At 47.2% G+C, this 16,400-nt stretch carries 18 protein-coding genes and 2 pseudogenes; 14 read left to right on the forward strand and 6 right to left on the reverse strand.

Annotated features, from left to right (window positions below; translation table 11 throughout):
* Window positions 1–3: 3 nt before the first annotated feature.
* Genes B3157_RS07270 through B3157_RS07330 form a run of 13 tightly spaced genes read left to right on the forward strand, consistent with a single transcriptional unit; the run spans window position 4 to window position 12,163 of the window.
* The gene (locus tag B3157_RS07270) at window positions 4–966 is read left to right on the forward strand and encodes a branched-chain amino acid ABC transporter permease (protein ID WP_292589878.1); all 963 of its coding nucleotides are present in this window, start codon (window positions 4–6) and stop codon (window positions 964–966) included.
* A gap of 12 nt (window positions 967–978) precedes the next feature.
* Window positions 979–1,737, forward strand: coding sequence for an ABC transporter ATP-binding protein (locus B3157_RS07275; RefSeq protein WP_103135195.1), 759 nt, complete (start codon window positions 979–981; stop codon window positions 1,735–1,737).
* Window positions 1,738–1,739: 2 nt separating this feature from the next.
* On the forward strand, window positions 1,740–2,456 hold the full coding sequence (locus tag B3157_RS07280) for an ABC transporter ATP-binding protein (protein ID WP_214079041.1): 717 nt from the start codon (window positions 1,740–1,742) through the stop codon (window positions 2,454–2,456).
* 1 nt (window position 2,457) lies between these two features.
* Window positions 2,458–3,705 carry a lactate racemase domain-containing protein gene (locus B3157_RS07285; protein WP_292589879.1) on the forward strand — a complete coding sequence of 416 codons (1,248 nt, stop codon included), beginning with the start codon at window positions 2,458–2,460 and terminating at the stop codon, window positions 3,703–3,705.
* On the forward strand, window positions 3,705–4,958 hold the full coding sequence (locus tag B3157_RS07290; RefSeq protein WP_292589880.1) for a LeuA family protein: 1,254 nt from the start codon (window positions 3,705–3,707) through the stop codon (window positions 4,956–4,958). Before B3157_RS07285 ends, B3157_RS07290 begins: the two co-directional genes overlap by 1 nt.
* Window positions 4,955–5,995, forward strand: a complete 1,041-nt coding sequence (buk, locus tag B3157_RS07295) for a butyrate kinase (protein ID WP_292589881.1) — start codon at window positions 4,955–4,957, stop codon at window positions 5,993–5,995. The genes B3157_RS07290 and buk overlap by 4 nt, the downstream gene beginning before the upstream one ends.
* 11 nt (window positions 5,996–6,006) lie before the next feature.
* Window positions 6,007–6,909: a phosphate acyltransferase gene (locus B3157_RS07300; protein WP_214079037.1), complete on the forward strand. Its 903-nt coding sequence runs from the start codon at window positions 6,007–6,009 to the stop codon at window positions 6,907–6,909.
* A 10-nt stretch (window positions 6,910–6,919) separates the two neighbouring features.
* Window positions 6,920–7,750 carry a sugar phosphate isomerase/epimerase family protein gene (locus B3157_RS07305; RefSeq protein ID WP_214079036.1) on the forward strand — a complete coding sequence of 277 codons (831 nt, stop codon included), beginning with the start codon at window positions 6,920–6,922 and terminating at the stop codon, window positions 7,748–7,750.
* The gene (locus B3157_RS07310) at window positions 7,747–8,472 is read left to right on the forward strand and encodes a GntR family transcriptional regulator (RefSeq protein WP_214079035.1); all 726 of its coding nucleotides are present in this window, start codon (window positions 7,747–7,749) and stop codon (window positions 8,470–8,472) included. The genes B3157_RS07305 and B3157_RS07310 overlap by 4 nt, the downstream gene beginning before the upstream one ends.
* A 2-nt stretch (window positions 8,473–8,474) precedes the next feature.
* The gene (locus B3157_RS07315; protein ID WP_039659601.1) at window positions 8,475–8,774 is read left to right on the forward strand and encodes a UxaA family hydrolase; all 300 of its coding nucleotides are present in this window, start codon (window positions 8,475–8,477) and stop codon (window positions 8,772–8,774) included.
* Window positions 8,761–9,960: a UxaA family hydrolase gene (locus tag B3157_RS07320; protein WP_214079034.1), complete on the forward strand. Its 1,200-nt coding sequence runs from the start codon at window positions 8,761–8,763 to the stop codon at window positions 9,958–9,960. The genes B3157_RS07315 and B3157_RS07320 overlap by 14 nt, the downstream gene beginning before the upstream one ends.
* Window positions 9,957–11,060 carry a M20 family metallopeptidase gene (locus B3157_RS07325; protein WP_214079033.1) on the forward strand — a complete coding sequence of 368 codons (1,104 nt, stop codon included), beginning with the start codon at window positions 9,957–9,959 and terminating at the stop codon, window positions 11,058–11,060. The genes B3157_RS07320 and B3157_RS07325 overlap by 4 nt, the downstream gene beginning before the upstream one ends.
* Before the next feature lie 2 nt (window positions 11,061–11,062).
* Entirely contained in the window at window positions 11,063–12,163 is a 1,101-nt protein-coding gene (locus tag B3157_RS07330) for an Ldh family oxidoreductase (RefSeq protein ID WP_214079032.1), read from the forward strand.
* 8 nt (window positions 12,164–12,171) lie between these two features.
* On the opposite strand, the gene B3157_RS07335 is transcribed toward B3157_RS07330, so the two are convergent.
* The 6 genes and pseudogenes from B3157_RS07335 to B3157_RS07360 all read right to left on the reverse strand — a co-directional run.
* Window positions 12,172–12,489 (reverse strand): hypothetical protein, encoded by a 318-nt coding sequence (locus B3157_RS07335; protein ID WP_292589882.1) that lies wholly within the window; start codon window positions 12,487–12,489, stop codon window positions 12,172–12,174.
* 21 nt (window positions 12,490–12,510) lie between these two features.
* Window positions 12,511–13,074 carry a hypothetical protein gene (locus tag B3157_RS07340; RefSeq protein WP_214079031.1) on the reverse strand — a complete coding sequence of 188 codons (564 nt, stop codon included), beginning with the start codon at window positions 13,072–13,074 and terminating at the stop codon, window positions 12,511–12,513.
* Between the two features lie 144 nt (window positions 13,075–13,218).
* A complete protein-coding gene (gene smpB, locus B3157_RS07345; RefSeq protein WP_039659593.1) occupies window positions 13,219–13,662 on the reverse strand; it encodes an SsrA-binding protein SmpB in 444 nt (147 codons plus the stop codon).
* 213 nt (window positions 13,663–13,875) lie between these two features.
* On the reverse strand, window positions 13,876–14,982 hold the full coding sequence (locus B3157_RS07350; protein ID WP_292589884.1) for a M24 family metallopeptidase: 1,107 nt from the start codon (window positions 14,980–14,982) through the stop codon (window positions 13,876–13,878).
* 163 nt (window positions 14,983–15,145) lie between these two features.
* Window positions 15,146–15,817, reverse strand: a complete 672-nt coding sequence (gene deoC / locus B3157_RS07355) for a deoxyribose-phosphate aldolase (RefSeq protein WP_214079029.1) — start codon at window positions 15,815–15,817, stop codon at window positions 15,146–15,148.
* Between the two features lie 16 nt (window positions 15,818–15,833).
* A pseudogene (locus B3157_RS07360) lies at window positions 15,834–16,052 on the reverse strand (SDR family oxidoreductase); the annotation flags it as partial.
* Between the two features lie 113 nt (window positions 16,053–16,165).
* Between B3157_RS07360 and B3157_RS07365 the strand changes: the two are divergent.
* Window positions 16,166–16,400, forward strand: a pseudogene (locus B3157_RS07365) (transposase); the annotation flags it as partial.

Consider the following 16,400-nt stretch of genomic DNA (forward strand, 5'->3'; position numbering starts at 1 on the left):
GAGATGAAGAAGCTGATATTGATTGTAGGAGCGATACTACTAATAATGCTATTCCCACTTTTCACGAATAACATGTATCACCTTTACCTAATGAACAGGGCCTTGATACACGCCATCCTTGCAACAGGGTTGGTCTTCCTTACAGGTTTTGCCGGGCAGATATCGCTCGGGCAGGCGGGTTTTTACGCAATTGGAGCATACACTTCGGCATACTTCACTGTGCGGCTGGGACTACCAATTCCGATTGGGGTTATTGCGGGAGTAGTTCTGAGCGTTGTTGCGGGCTTCCTGCTGAGTATCCCCTCGTTCAAACTAAAGGCCTTCTTCTTATCTCTAGTAACAATCGCCTTCGGGCAAATAGTCTGGATGCTCGTGATAAATCTCACACCGATAACCGGGGGGCCATATGGTTTCTTCGGAATCCCATTCTATTCAGTGGGAAATAACATGCTTTCCTACGGTCAGGTGTTCTGGCTTTTTGGAGGGATACTGCTCGTGTCAGTTTTCATTATGTACCGCATCAAGCACTCTCACTTCGGCAGAGCGATGCTTGCTATGAATGACGATGATGTGGCCACTGAGACCTGCGGAATATCTACAAAGAAGTTAAAGATCGCCGCTTTCGGTTTTTCGGCAGGCTTGGCAGGGCTTGCAGGAGCGCTTTACGCTCACCTAGCAGGATTTCTTTCGCCCGAACCATTCACGTTTTTTGAGTCATCGAATTTCGTTGCGATGGCCGTTGTTGGTGGTCTTAGACACATGAGCGGAGGAGTTGTCGGCGGAATCGGGCTAACTCTTCTGCCGGAATTCCTCAGATTCGGCGGCTGGGAGAACTACTACTTAATGGTGACCTCACTGATCGTTATCGTTATCATAATATTCGTACCCATGGGGCTCGGGCCGATACTTGAGAATCTCTTCAGAAAGGTCTTCAAACTTAAGAGAAGCAACACAAAGACATTGTAAGGTGGGCTGAAGATGGACATACTAAGAACGGAAAAGTTGACAAAGAGATTTGGCGGAGTTGTGGCAAACAATGAACTTTCGGTAGGAATTTCTCAGGGAAATATCACAGCTCTTATCGGTCCGAATGGCTCCGGAAAGACGACGTTCATAAATGTGGTAACAGGAGTACACCCGATTACAAGCGGAAAAGTGTATTACAAAGATCAGGATATCTCTCAAATGGACATAAACAGGATAAGTAGATTAGGTATTGCGCGCACATTCCAGAAAATCCGGCTCTTCGAGAACCTATCAGTTATAGAGAACGTTCTGGTTGCTCGAAAGTCGTTTTACAAGTCAGGCCCATTGAGCGTCGTTTTGGGAACCCCGAAGTTTAGAAGAGAGGAAAGTGAGAACAAAGAGAAGGCTCTCGAGCTCTTGAGGCTTGTTGGACTTGAGGAGAGAGCATATGACTCTCCTACCGGCATGGCATACGGATTGAGACGCTGTCTAGAAATAGCAAGAGCACTAGCCCTTGAACCTCAGTTGATTTTCCTCGACGAACCGGCAGCGGGTATGACTAGAGATGAATTCAAGGTGATCATGGACTTGATGATTATTCTTAAGGAAAGAGGAATAACGATTCTACTGGTAGAACACACGATGGACTTTATCAAGGCAGTTGCCGACTGGGTCTATGTTCTCAACTTCGGTCAGGTTATTGCTGAGGGGAAGTTCGACGAAATCGAAAAGGATCCACTTGTCCTTAAAGCCTACCTGGGGGAGGATTGATTATGGCCTTGCTTGAAACCATAGATCTTTCAGTCTCGTATAATGAGGTTCCTGCTCTCAGAAAAGTCTCTATAAAAGCCCAAAAGGGAGAGGTCGTCTCTGTTCTTGGACCAAACGGAGCAGGTAAGACAACTCTACTAAAGAGCATTTCCGGACTAGTGGCTTCCGAGTCGGGAAGCAAGGTCTTGCTTAACGGAGAAGAGATTCAACATCTGCCGCCCCACAAAATCACCAGGTTGGGGGTAATACACGTTCCAGAAGGAAGGCAGGTATTCGCAGAACTCTCCGTGCAAGAAAACCTTGAAGTTGCTGCTACTAGAATTGGACTCGCAAAGGCTCGCCCAAACATCGAGAAAGTTTATGAGCTTTTCTGGGAACTGAAGTCCCGGAAAAATCAGATGGCCGGCACACTTTCCGGTGGAGAGCAACAGATGCTCGCAATTGGAAGGGCCATCGTTTCCGATCCACTGATCATGATGATAGACGAACCTTCCATGGGACTGGCTCCTGTTATCGTGAAGAGAATATTCGAGACTTTGAAAAACTACGTGAAGGATACGGGTCTCACCATGTTGATTGTGGAACAGAACGCGAAGCTCTCACTCCCGATGAGCGACAGAGTCTACATCGTATCGCAAGGTCAAATAAAACTCGAAGGCTCTGTTGACGAAGTGAAAAGCGACGAGCGACTCCGAGAAATGTATTTTGGTGGTAAGTGAGATGAAATTCTCACTTGACTATAGAGAGAAGGAGAGGCTTCAGTTGGAAGTTCCGGCTGCCAGAGTGCTCCCTCCGACCGCGTCTCTTAAGAGAAGCGAAGAGGGCAGCTCTCTGCGCGAATCGTTACTGAAGCCGTTTGATGCTGCTCCGATCCTGGAGCTTGCGGAATCTGCGAAAGAGATAGTCCTGATCGTAGAGGATCATACAAGGCACTCTCCGATCTTTGAGACTCTCTCTTTCATGAAATCGCTTTTCGTCGAAAACAAGATTCCCTGGAGCAAAGTCTCCTTGCTTGTCGCGACTGGAACTCACAGACAAATGACGGCTGATGAGCTAAGTGAGAAGTTTGGCAGTTTTTCTCGCGATACTAAGATCATCCAGCACGATGCCGAAGCAGCGGGCAGGATGAAAGACTATGGAGAATTCCTTGGAGTGCCGATCAGGATAAACGAAGCGGTTGGAGCCGACTTCACAATTGGAGTGGGTTCGATCGTTCCTCACAGGTTCTCCGGATGGTCGGGCGGAGCGAAAATTGTGATTCCGGGCGTCTCTGCATATGAAACTGTCTTTTTGTCGCACAGGATGGCAATACTGAAGAGCAGAGCCGACGTCGGAGTTCTTGACAATGAGTTCAGGGAACTTATAGATGAAACCGGAAGACGAGTAGGACTTGATTTCATAATAAATTTCTACTACGATATCGAAGGAAGAATCGCCGGATGTGTATCGGGCAATCATGTAACTGCACACAGAGAAGGCGTCAAAGTCGCGAGAGAAGAGCTGCTCCGAGAGTACCCGGAAAGGGCCGATGTCACCGTGATATCTTCATTCCCCTCTGTGACCGATTTCTGGCAGTGTGGCAAAGCGCTGTACACATCCGATCTTGTTACCAGAAATGGAGGAGACATCGTTATGGTCTCGTCACTCGATGAAGGCTTTGGCGACCATCCTCTATTCGCCTCATTACTCAAGTTGGAGGCAGAAAAGATCCTAGAAAGACTGGACATGATTACCACCGAAGACCCGCTAGCGTATGTGGCGGCCTATGCAGTAAGGAAAGTTATTGAGAAGAAAAGGATTCACATTGTGAGTGACACAAAATTTGCAGATCAGTTCAATGAACTCGGGTTAACGGTCCATCCAGATATTCAATCGGTTGTTGACCGGGTGGCGCCGGCCGGCAAGAGCATCGCGGTTCTTCAGAACTCACTTGTGTTGCCGGAAATATCGAATAAGGAGGCACAATAATGAAACCGAAAGATCTTGATTACATGAAGCTAAATGGAACACCATACTTCGATGAATCCCGTTGGGTGAGTCCTCTCAACTATGAGAGAGAGATCCGGGGAGAAAACGCAAAAGACAGTATCTACATACACGATGTTACGTTGAGAGATGGAGAACAGACTTGCGGTCTTACCTGGAGCGAGGATCAAAGGGTGAGAATCGGAGTTGCTCTGAATGATTTGGGTGTGAAGTCCATTGAGGTCGGAATGCCGATAGTCTCCGACGAAAACAAGAGGGCGATACGAAGACTAGTTGACATGAATCTCGATTCGGAAATCGTTCCATTCGCAAGGTCTTTGAAGAAGGATATCGATGAATCTGTCGATTGCGGCGCCACACGAGTAGTTGTCGAACACGCGGTAAATCCATACGATAACGAGCTTGTCTATGGTGTATCCCCCGAAAAACTGATCGACCGAGTCGTTTCGGCAATACTCTACGCGAAGGAACAGGGCATGAAGCCAACCTTCATGGGCTGGGACGCAACAAGATCGACCCCCGATTATGTCCTGAAAGTCTTCACAGAAGTGGCAAAGCAAGCAAAACCGGAGAGTATTGTCTTTGTGGATAGCTTTGGAGTCGCCTCCCCATTTGCAATCGAGTTCATCTTCACTGAGCTTAGGAAGGCCATTCCGGACATCCCGCTGGAATTCCACGTTCACAATGAATTCGGTCTGGCAATGGGATCGGTTTTCGCCGCAGTAAGAGCTGGTGTATCAGGCATTCACAGCTCGATCAACGGGCTTGGCGAAAGGACGGGCAACGTAGCTACCGAAGAGGTCGCCGCCGGCCTGAAACTCCTGATGGGGATAGATACAGGAGTCGATCTGAGGAAGATCGGATACACTTCGCGACTGGTCGAGGATATTTCGAAAATCCCGGTGGCGAACAATAAGCCGGTCGTTGGGAAGCGTCTCTTCTGGGTCGAATCGGGCATCGTAGTTGATGCAATCGACAAGTTGAATGCGGCCGGAATTAACGCCGCCATGACCCCGTACCTTCCTTCGCTCGTAGGAATGGGCGAGATAGACGTGAAGCTCGGCGCCTTCAGCGGTCAGGCAAGCATAAAATACTGGTTGAAGAGATTAGGCATACAGGCGACAGAAGACCAGCTTGAAGAACTGACGGAAATTGTGCGAAAGGAAGGAAGAATAAGAAACACGGTCCTCGAACCTGACGAATTCAAGAGAATAGTCGGAGATTACATGAAATGAGTCTGATTCTCGTCATAAATCCCGGTTCGACATCAACCAAGGTAGCCGTCTTCAAAGATGGGAATGAAGTGTTCAAGAAGACGCTTTCTCTTGGCGATGGTATGCTCGAGCTTCCCCTTTTTCCCGATCAGTACACAATAAGGAAGGATCAGATCCTCAAAGAACTGGACAGAAACGGGATAAGACCATCCCAACTGACTGCCGTAGCGGCCAGAGGGGGGAGATTGAAACCTCTGAATTCCGGAGTTTACCGCATCAACAGAGAGATGGTCAATGACGCCAGAAAGGGCCTTCAGGGCATTCACCCTGCAAACACAGCGGTCGTGATAGCTTTTGAATTGGCTCAGGAATTCGGAATGCCGGCTTTCACCGTCGACCCGATCAGTGTGGACGAACTCGCCGAGTGGGCAAGAATAACGGGAATAGAGGAGATCAGAAGAAACTCACTCTCCCATGCGTTGAACATGAAGGCAGTCGCGAAGAAAGCTGCGACTGAACTGGGAAAGAGGTACGAAGAAGCGAAGCTCATAGTGGCCCATTTAGGTGGTGGCTCCTCGGTAAGCGCCCATCTGAACGGAAAGATGGTCGATCTCTATAACAGTGACAAGGAAGGTCCCTTTTCTGTGGAAAGAGCGGGTGCCCTCCCGACTCACGAATTGGCGGAGTTTGCTCGCTCGAGAGACGATTATCTCGAATACCTGGCTCACAGGGGCGGTCTGTTTTCCCACTTCGGAATGCGCGACGTTGAACGGATCGCCGAAGGTGTGAAGAATGGAGAAATCGATTCTATGCCGCTTGAAGCGTACATTTACAATATTGCAAAATACTCATACAGTCTGCTGGCGGTATTTGACGGAGTTCCCGACGCCCTTGCCATTACGGGCGGCGTGGTGAAGTGCGACTACGTCAGAGAAAGACTTCTTGCGAAACTGAAGGGTATAAGAGTCCTTCTTTTCCCGGGAGAATACGAGATGGAAAGCCTTGCAGACGGAGCGCACAGAGTAATACAGGGGATCGAAGAGGCCCTGGAATACTGAGGTGATGATCGATGATTAATTCCCTTTCTGAGTTCATTCTTGAAGCAAGTAAGTTGCAGAAGCGCGTGAGAGTAAATTGCGTGCAGCCGCATGATCGAAAGACGATGAAGGCCATAGAATCAACTGCCTCCTCTAACGGCAGTTTTGAATTCACTCTCTTCGGAAGATTGGAAGAGATAAAGGAGGCGGCATCTGAAGGGTTTCTGAACACGATGCGTGTTGTCGAAGGGAAATCTGAAGAAGATAATGCTTCAAATGCAGTCTCTGCTTTGGAGGGAGATACTCCCGCCGTCCTAATGAAAGGCGACATCAATACCACCGTGTTTCTGAGAGAGCTCTTCAAGAGCCCCAGGGTAAAGGCTAGCGGAAAGCTTATAAGTCACATTTCCTGTATGGAGGTCCCCGAGCATCCAAGACTGCTTTTCATAACTGATGGGACGGTCAACGTTGCACCTGATTTGAAGGAAAAGGCAGAGATACTCAGGAATGCCGTTGAGTTTGCAAGATCGATCGGAATAAGTGAACCAAGGGTCGCGGTAATCGGTATAAACGAGCGAGTGTCGGTAACAAATCGCGACCTCGTTGAAGGAGCCGTGTTGTCTAAAATGGCGGAAAGAGGGCAATTTGGAGTGTGTCTCGTGGACGGCCCCCTGCCCATAGATACTGCCCTGAAAAAGGAAGCGGCACTGAAGAAGGGAATTACGTCTAAGGTCGGAGGCGAGGCCGACATACTGGTCTGTTCTAATCTTGAATCAGCGGCCAACCTTATTAAAGGGCTCGTACATCTAGGCAAGTCCAAGACGGCCGGGCTCCTTTTGGGAGCAGGATTCCCCGTTGTTCTCACATCGAGGAGCGACAATGAATTCGCAAAAGCGGTGTCGCTCTCAATGGCACTAGTGAGTGCGGTGGGCTGAGGTGAAAGAGATGGCAGTAAGCTTTATGGTGGCCAACGAGGATATTCCGGCCAGTGCAAAGGTCACTGGCCTCACCGGCAGGTTGGAAGAGACGCTCGCCGCAGTGGCGGGTGCCGGTTTCAACTCTTTTGAGCTCATGATCGCCGAACCCGAAAAAGTGGATGTTGAAAAACTGAAGCGACTCGAGCGACAGTACTCTTTGAAGTGCATATTTCTCTGCACTGGCGAGATGGCAGGAACTGCCGGCCTTTACCTGAACCACATAGACGCGAACGAAAGAAAGAGAGCGCTGAACTCCTTTTTGCAGGCAGCCAAGAAGGCACATGCTCTAGGAGTTAACCTTAATATCGGCAGACTTAGGGGAGTAATATGGTCCGACGGCCTCCAGAGGTCACTCGAGAGGCTTGGAGAATCGCTGGGAAAAATCGATTCATATGTGAGAAGTGAACTCGAGGGGTTGTCCGTTTTGATAGAACCATTGAGGAAGGTGGTCTGCCCGATCCTTAATAACTGTGTCGAAGCCGCCTCTTTTCTTTCTGAGAGAGAGCTGAAGAGTTTTGGAATTCTCCTTGACTCTGACCATTTCGATGAGTTGAAGGATCCCGCTTTTGTAAGTTCGAACATCGAGCTGATAAAACACGTTCACCTAGCAGATACGAATCACAAACCTCTGGGGCGGGGGGCGATTGATTTTCAGAGCTTCTTGAAAATGCTGAGCAGATCGAGTTATGTCGGTGAATACAGCGTCGAGGTCTTCTGCGATGAAGATCAGATAGAAACTCTAAGGGAAACTGCTTCATTTCTGAAAGCTTTCCCTCAAATCCTGGGGGGATCACTTTGAACAGATTGGCAGACACAAATCACTTTCAGGGAATCCAGCAGCAGCTTTACAGATCAATAAGGGATAGCATCGTAGAACTGGAAATCCCTCCCGGAGCGAGATTGACGATCGAGAAGCTGAAGAGAATCTACGGTGTTTCTTCTACTCCGGTAAGGGGGGCTCTCCACAAGCTGAAGGAAGATGGTCTTGTCGCGCCGGGAGCCGCCAAGAGTTTTTACGTAAAGGAGATTCTCGAAAATGACGTCAGGAAGCTCTTCCCGATAAGGCTTGTGCTGGAGAAACTTGCATTGAGTGAATCAATTAATCGGATCGACAGAGAGATCATATCGAATCTGATCGTGAGGATGAGAAGACACCTCTCGGAACCGGAGGAGACAAAGAACAAAGTTCCTTACGATATTGACTACAGGCTGCACAGGGAGATACTCAATAACTGCAATAATGAATATCTAATTGAAATGATGTCGAAGATCTCGATACTGCTCGCCAGAATGCGGAACGTGATCAAATACTACCTTCTTGAACAGCAAAAAGACTGGATAATTAACGAGATGGAGGAACATTTCAAAATCGCGCAGAGCATCCTGGAAGGAGACCTGGAGAAGGCTTCTGCTGCCCTGGAAGTTCATCTCAAGCACTCAATGAATATGATATGTTCTATACTCAGTTCCAACCATATTGACTATGCTGCCAAAGAAAGCTTTGCCCATTTGGAGGATTAGAAATGAAGCATGCTATTTTGCTGTCTTTAAACGACAATGTCGCAACGGTGCTTGAGAAAGTGGATATCGGCGAAGAGATAGAGGTGAAGGGTGTTTCCGGATTGCAGATGCTGGTTGCGAAGGAAGAAATACCTTTCGGTCACAAAGTCGCTGTGAGAGACATCAAAAGAAACGAGAGAATAATCAAATACAATAACAAGATAGGGATTGCAACTTCGAACATCTCGACGGGCCAGCATGTTCACATCCAAAATGTTGTAAGCGAACGAACGGAGATCAAAGAGGGAGGTGACAGGGCTTAGGCCAGATATTATGAAGACCATGATGGGTTATTTAAGAAGTGACGGAAGTGTTGGAGTGAGAAATCACGTCCTCGTTCTCCCCAGTGTTCTTTGCTCTTCGAATGTTGCCAGAAAGATTTCGGCCGCTGTTCCCGGATCGGTAGTGGCCAGCCACAATCAAGGTTGCGCTCAACTGGGAGATGACTTTCAGCAGACTAGAAGAACGCTGATTAATACTGCGCTAAATCCTAATGTGGCAGCCGTTCTTGTTGTTGGGCTCGGTTGTGAAAGGGTGTCCCCACATGAACTGAGGGACGTGATTCTAGACAGCGGAAAACCGGCTGGACTAATAATGGTTCAAGACTACGGAACCGTAGAAGCTGTAGAAAGGGGAACTGCAATTGTCAGGAAAATGGTAGAGGAAGCTTCGAAGAGTGAAAGAGAGGAAGTTCCGCTTTCAAGACTTGTCCTAGGCATGGAATGCGGTGGTTCCGACTTCTCTTCGGGTTTGTCGGCCAATCCTGTAGTCGGCGAGGCTGCCGACATTCTATGGAGAGAAGAAGGTCGTGTGATACTCTCTGAAACCACTGAACTGGTCGGTGCAGAACACCTCCTCTTTGAGAGAATGAAAAACGAAGAAATGAAGAGGCGATTTGCAGGGATGCTAAAGAGAATGATTGATGAAAGCATGAAGAACAGCCGCGATGTGGTGGATAAAGAAAACGTCCCCAACAACATCTCTCCTGGGAACGTACGGGGAGGACTGACCACACTTGAAGAAAAGTCGCTTGGAGCAATGATTAAGGGCGGCAAAGTACCGATAGTAGGTGTTAAAGAGTACGGCGAATTAATTGATCCGGAGCCAGGTCTTTACCTTATGGATACGCCCGGATATGATGTAGAATCTGTCACAGGAATGGTTGCCGGTGGCTCTACAGTTGTGCTTTTTACTACCGGGCAGGGAACTCCTACAGGCAATGCGATAGCACCTGTTATAAAAATAACTGGAAACCACGAAACGGCTAAAAAGATGAAGATGAACATCGATTTTGATTGCAGTGCGATAATCTCCGGAAAAGAGACATTAGAAGAAGGCGGAAAGAGGCTTTTCGAACTTGTTCTGAGAGTTGCTAACGGCGAAAAGACTAAATCAGAGATTCTTGGACAGGATGATTTCTCAATCTGGAATGTGGGGATAAAACTATGAGTTACAGTGATTCCCAACTCGAAAGTCTTCTTTTTGAGTTATGCTCTGCCAACACAACGAATCCTCCGGGTAATGAAGATCTCGCCGTATCGATAATCGAGAGAACTCTCACGCGAAAAGAAGTGAGCGTAGAGATTCACCGAGTTGCCGATAACCGTTCGAATCTCCTTGCAAGGATCGAACGCGATCCCCGAATCTCATATTTAGTCTTCTCCGGTCATATGGATGTTGTACCCGCCGGTTCAAACTGGAATACCGATCCTTTCAAACCTGAACAGATAGACGGGGAGCTCTATGCCAGAGGTTCCGCAGATATGAAGGGTGGTCTTTCGGCCTTAATTGCGGCGCTTGTAGATCTTTCGGAAGATAGGAAGTTCTGCGGAAACGTGGCTCTTCTTGCCACGTGCGACGAAGAAGTCGGTTGCTCGGGAATACAGTACTTTCTTGAACACAAACCATTCGACATCTCGGCTGTATTGATTGGTGAGCCCACTTCTTTAGGACTTGCCACCGGAGAGAAGGGAGCGCTCTGGCTTAAACTGAAATTCAGAGGCAAATCAGCGCACGGTTCGCAACCGCAAAACGGAGTTAACGCAGTTACAAGGCTTTTCAGTGCCTACAATGAGCTTTCTCAGGTTCTAGGGAAAATAGAAGGCCTTACTGAGAGCCTGAACATCATTCGAGGTGGATCAAAAGAAAATACCGTTCCCGATGAGGCCGAATGTGTTATCGACATTCGTTTTGCAGAGAACACAGATTCTTCAGAAATCATCGCTCTCGTAGATTCCGTTCTAAGCAAATACAATCAATCAGAGAAAATCATTTTGCTCAACAGGGAGTCTTTCTCCTCTTCAGGCACTCTCACTGAATCTGTTAAGGAAGTGCTCAAAAAGAAAGCCCTGAAAGCCGAAGAGCTCTCAATGACCTACTTCACTGACGGTGCCTTTACTGCATCGCAAGGGATTGAGACAGTAATACTAGGTCCCGGAAGCCCCTCAATGGCGCACAGGTCGAACGAATATGTGGAACTTGAAGAAGTCCATAGGGCCCGAAGGCTTTATGTAGAAATAGCAAGGAACTACTTTGAAAGGACTAGATAATTATGGGTAGACTCGTAGCATATGAAAACCTCAGGAAGCTCTGCGAAGAGATCCTTCTTTCCGAGAATTTCAACATAGAGGCCGCTCATGAAATAGTGGACGTTTTGTTGGAAGCTGATTTGCGTGGCATTCCTTCACATGGTGTTGCAAGACTTGGTAGGTACATTAAGGAAAGAGATAGCGGAAATATCCTGCTCGATTCCAAGCCATCGATAGTACATGATACTCCGATTTCGGCCACAATTGACGGTAACGGCGGCCCAGGACAATGTGTTTCCAACTACGCGATGGATCTTGCAATAACCAAAGCGAAGAAGTCGATGATCGGCCTTGTCTCGGTCAGAAACTCAAATCACTACGGAATCTCAGCCTATTACTCCGAAAAGGCGCTTTCAGAAAAGATGATAGGGATAGCGATGACCAACAGCTACCCTCTCGTCGTTCCGACTTTCGGGAAGGAGGCCATTCTTGGAACAAATCCCTTTTCAGTAGCCATCCCAGGATTGAAGAAGGATTTCATACTGGATATGGCTACTAGCGTTGTGACCAGGGGAAAACTAGAGGTTTACGATAGGCTGGGAAGAGACATTCCAAACGGCTGGGCAGTGGATGAAACAGGTAGTAGCACAACCTCTCCCAGAAGGGTTCTGAACAACTTCAACAATCGAAACCCCGGAGGTATTCTTCCCTTGGGAGGATCCGATGAGGATTTTGGTGGTCACAAAGGGTTTGGGATGGCGCTTCTTGTAGATCTGCTGTCTGCCGGGCTATCTTTGGGGACTTGGAGCGCAAAGACTTACTCGAGTTCCCAGGCTGGCGTGTGCCACTTCTTTGGCTGTTTAGACCTTAAGCTCTTTGGAGAAGCTTCACACCTAGTAAGACACATGGAAAGGATAGTCGACGAAATCGTTTCAAGTGACAAAGCCGAGGGTCATGAAAAGATCTACTATCACGGAGAGAAAGAGGCATTAGCAAGGGAGAGATCTCTAGAGTCGGGAATAGAACTGGATAACAAGACAAAAATACTGCTCACAACACTGGCAGAGAAACACGGCATCAAAAAACCTGCCGATTGGCCGCTGACCGGAACTCAACATGAATGAATTGCCCTCTAGAATACCCATCTAAAGATTATTATCGGCCTGAATGGCAGGCTGTGACCAAAACTATACGCTGATGCTATGCCTGCAAAGTCTGCGATGAGGTCTCCAACCTCCGCAGAACCTCTGCCTGAAATCAGATCCCAGACTTCCTTCCCCACACCCAGTAATGCGGTAAAGGCAAAACCGCCTGTGTCCCCAAGAAGGTAACTTGAAAGGCCAAAGGCGGTATAACTAACAGAATAATGTAAGAATTTGTCGTAACCCGTTACCGCTAAACCAACAATAGAAAAAAATAGAACAAAGAATAGCAAAAAATACTTGCTCAAAAAAGCCTCTTTAGCTCTTGATTAGAATTCGTAGAGTACTCCAAGTCCTACAGAGAAGAACTCGGGAAGGGGCCAGTAATCTCCGCCGGGGAAGTTTCCCTCCTGGCGAGTCTGATAGTCTTTCACTCTGTAACCCCTGGCAAATCCATTGAGAATCATCTTGTCAGTGATCGGTGTCATTATCTGGAACCCACCACCGAGAGCAAGATGAGGAGCTCCTAGATCAAGTATTCCTATCTCCCAGGACTGTTGACCGGCTATGGTATCCTGAACTGAACCCACACTAACAAGCAGCCTCACCTTCAGATTGAGCGTCTCGAGAACCTGAAAGTAAATGTCAGCATTTAAAAGGCCAATCTTATTGGTCGGATATCTGATTGCAGCCTGAGCACTCAACATGGTTCCAATCTTATCAGTAAATGGAAGCTGAAGAGAGAGATCAAAAGCACCGGCACCCCATCTCTCTGACTGATAAACTGGATTAGTGGCATTGATTCCAAAACCACCACCTATAAGCGCTTTAGGCGTAGAGAGACCCAGTGAGACCGCAAAAAGGAGCAAAGCTACTAAAGCGACTTTCTTCATAAATACACCTCCCCTTAATAATTGCAAAGCTATTGGCGTTATTGGCAGTATATAACAGATTGATTATACCACAACAGTATTGAGGTTCAAAGCCATTATTGCTGCTCTATTCGGAAGACAAATACGCCCAGGAAGCAAAATTATTCACAAGTCTGTCCGTTGACGCATCCTTCTTTCAACATCCCTCTTCGCGATATCTTCCCGCTTGTCGAAAAGCCTCTTTCCCTTTGCAAGCGAAATCTCAACCTTCGCCTTTCCTCTTTCGTTGAAATATATCCTCAAAGGAATAATCGTCAATCCCTTTTCTTTGATCTTCTGATCGAGCCTCAGTATCTCCTTCCTATGCATAAGGAGCCTTCGTTTTCTGCGCGGCTCGTGATTCCAGACATTTCCATGTGTATACTGACTGATATTGCATTCCATAAGAAAGATTTCTCCATTCTCGATCTTGCAATAGGCATCTATCAAAGAAGCGCCACCAAGACGCAGAGATTTTACTTCCGTGCCGACAAGCTCGATCCCGGCTTCGTATGAATCCATAAGATGGTACTGGAAACGTGCCTTTTTGTTCGTAACTACCGTTTTCATTGAGATCCCTCCGTCCCGCTGAACGGAATTCATTTTAGCACAAGGTCTATGCATTCTAAAAAAGGGATCTTAACAAGATCCCTTTTTATGGTCTGCTCTTTATTTTAGACAAGAGAAAACCATGCCCAATTTATTATAACTCTTATTCGTTGACTCAAATGAAACTTGATAAGTCAATTATGAAAAAAGCGATTCTCGGTCTGATACTGTCGCTCAGTCAACAATAACAATCGCAGGCCTCTTAACTGATACACCGTCTATTTCGAATTCAAGAGCCGGCCAGGAGCTCGAATCAGGAAATGACAGAATCGTGTTCTGTGACTTGCCTACAAGTACAGTATCCTCGGACTTCGTGCCTCTAATTGTCGGGTTCCAGGCAACCGCGTTTCCAATTTGGAGAACGATATCACTCTTCAGGTTAGCAATCACCTCTCTGGGGAGGTAACCCGCAGTTCCTCCCTGGTGATGAAGTTTCCATTCACCTGCCCTGCCAGCCGTTTCATAGGCCTCTACTAGCCTCTCAAAAACCTGTGAAAGCTTCACTCCTGGCTTCGAGCATCCGATAACCTTTGCATCGATGAGGCAGTTCTGTTCGTGTTGCCTCCTGATATCATCTGATGCCTCAAACAGAAAAGACCTGCTCGAAGAGATTATCAGCCCTCGTTTTCTTGCACAGATACTCGCGAAGCCTCTCTTCCCCAGTCTGACATCTCGCGAAAGATTGTGTCTGTAACTGAGTGAGCTCTCCTCCGAGAAGACCAGTGTCAACACCGGCTCTATATCCCTCTCTGCCATGGCCCTATAGAAGAGCCCTTGAACCTCCAGCTCAGTCATATGTCGATTCAAATCCGGCACTATCAGGGAGAAGATTTCATCGCACTCTCTTCCCAGAGCTTTGTACGTGTCGATTTCCGTCTCACTTAAGACGCTCCGCATGGGTGTTATATCAACATACTCGCTTGAGTATCTTCCCGTATCCGATATAAGCTTCCCGTTAACCACGCTGTCCAGCAGCCTTTTCTCTCCGGAGGGCTCAAACCAGCTGTACTCAAGAAACCCGAATTCTCCGAGAAGACTTTCATCCAGCTCGATCTCCTGAATTCTCTGCTTTTCAATATTGTTTGTGATCATGTAGACGCGGTCCCCTGTTATGAGAATTGAGGCTTCTCCCTCGGTGGAGTTCAGGGTAATGTTACTCCTGGCTCCGAAAGTGAACCATGAGAAATTACAGCACTTGCTCAATAAAAGGGCGCTTGCACTTCTGGCAGCCATTAGCTCTCTCAAGCTCTTAACCCTATCTCTAAACTCTTCTAAAAGCATTTCCCCCACTCCTAAACAAAAAAAGGTTGGCTTTCATATCTATCTTACCTGCTTTCGAGCAAAAAACGAGACGCTAGTTCTCTGTACGAAACACTGAAAACCAACCCGGAAATCCCCTTGCATTACTCAAAAAACCACAAGCAATGATGCCTTCTCTTACACATCAATAAAACGGCGTCTTCCTTAATTCATCGATCAGGAGATGTGCATTGCTTGCCCCAAAACGCGTTGCGCCGAGCTCATGGTATCTAAGAAGGTCCCTAAGCTTTCTTATGCCGCCCGACGCTTTGACCTGGATCCTGTTTCCCACCTCGTCCAGCAGGAGCTTAACGTCGGATTCAGTGCAGCCGGTGTCGGCAAAACCTGTAGATGTTTTCACGAAATCGGCCCCGGCATCTGCAACTATGTTAGCTCCTATCCTTTTTTCTTCATCTGTCAGGTAATGAACTTCCAGAATGACTTTCATGACTACGCCTTTGGCCGCATCTCTTACAGCCAATATCTCATTCTTCACTTCATCGTACATCTGGCTCTTCAGCCAACCTATGTTTATGACCATATCTATTTCACTTGCACCCTTCAATAGGAAATCTTTTGTTTCAAATACTTTCGATTCAGTAGTAGAATAGCCGTTCGGAAAGCCTACCGGTGCATCAACTCCTACTTCTGAACCCTTCAATATCTCCGACGCGTACTCAATCCAGGAAGCCCCAATAGCAACAGTCATAAATTTGTATTCCATGGCCAGCCTGCAAACTTCTTCGATGTCCCTCTTTGTTGCGTCGGGTTTCAACATCGTTGAATCAATCATTCTCGTCAAGCTTTCTTCACTCAATGCAACTCATCCCCTTTCAAGGTGTGACTATTCCTCCATTAACGTGTATTGATTGGCCAGTAATCCAACAAGCTTTGTCAGATGCTAAGAATGAGGCCATATCTGCTATGTACTCAGGCTTTCCGAATCTCTTCATGGGGATTTCTTCCAACCACTTTTCCCTCTTGATCTTCATTGTTTCTTCAATCATTCTGGTTTCAATAGTTCCTGGGCAAATGGATACAGCCTTCATTCCCGAAAAGCCTAACGATGAAAACCTTCGTGAAGCGTTGAAAAGAGTAAGTTAGAGTTATTTTCTATAGGTTTATCCCTCGTTATATATTATAATGTATGTAACGAGGTGAAGAGATGGGAATTGTCTACCAGAAGAACAAGAAAACAGGAATCACATATGTCTACAAAAACGAAGCCTATTGGGACAGGGAAAAACAACAGTCCAGAGCCAAGAGAACCTTAATCGGCAAGCTGGATCCAAACACTGGAGAAATCGTACCGACGAGGTCATACAGGAAGGATTCTGAACAGAAGGATGGCATCTTGAGAAAGCCCGGACCAGTATCAATAACTAAAATCCGAAGGGATT

The sequence above is a fragment of the Mesotoga sp. UBA5557 genome (genome assembly GCF_002425715.1).
Classification (GTDB): domain Bacteria; phylum Thermotogota; class Thermotogae; order Petrotogales; family Kosmotogaceae; genus Mesotoga.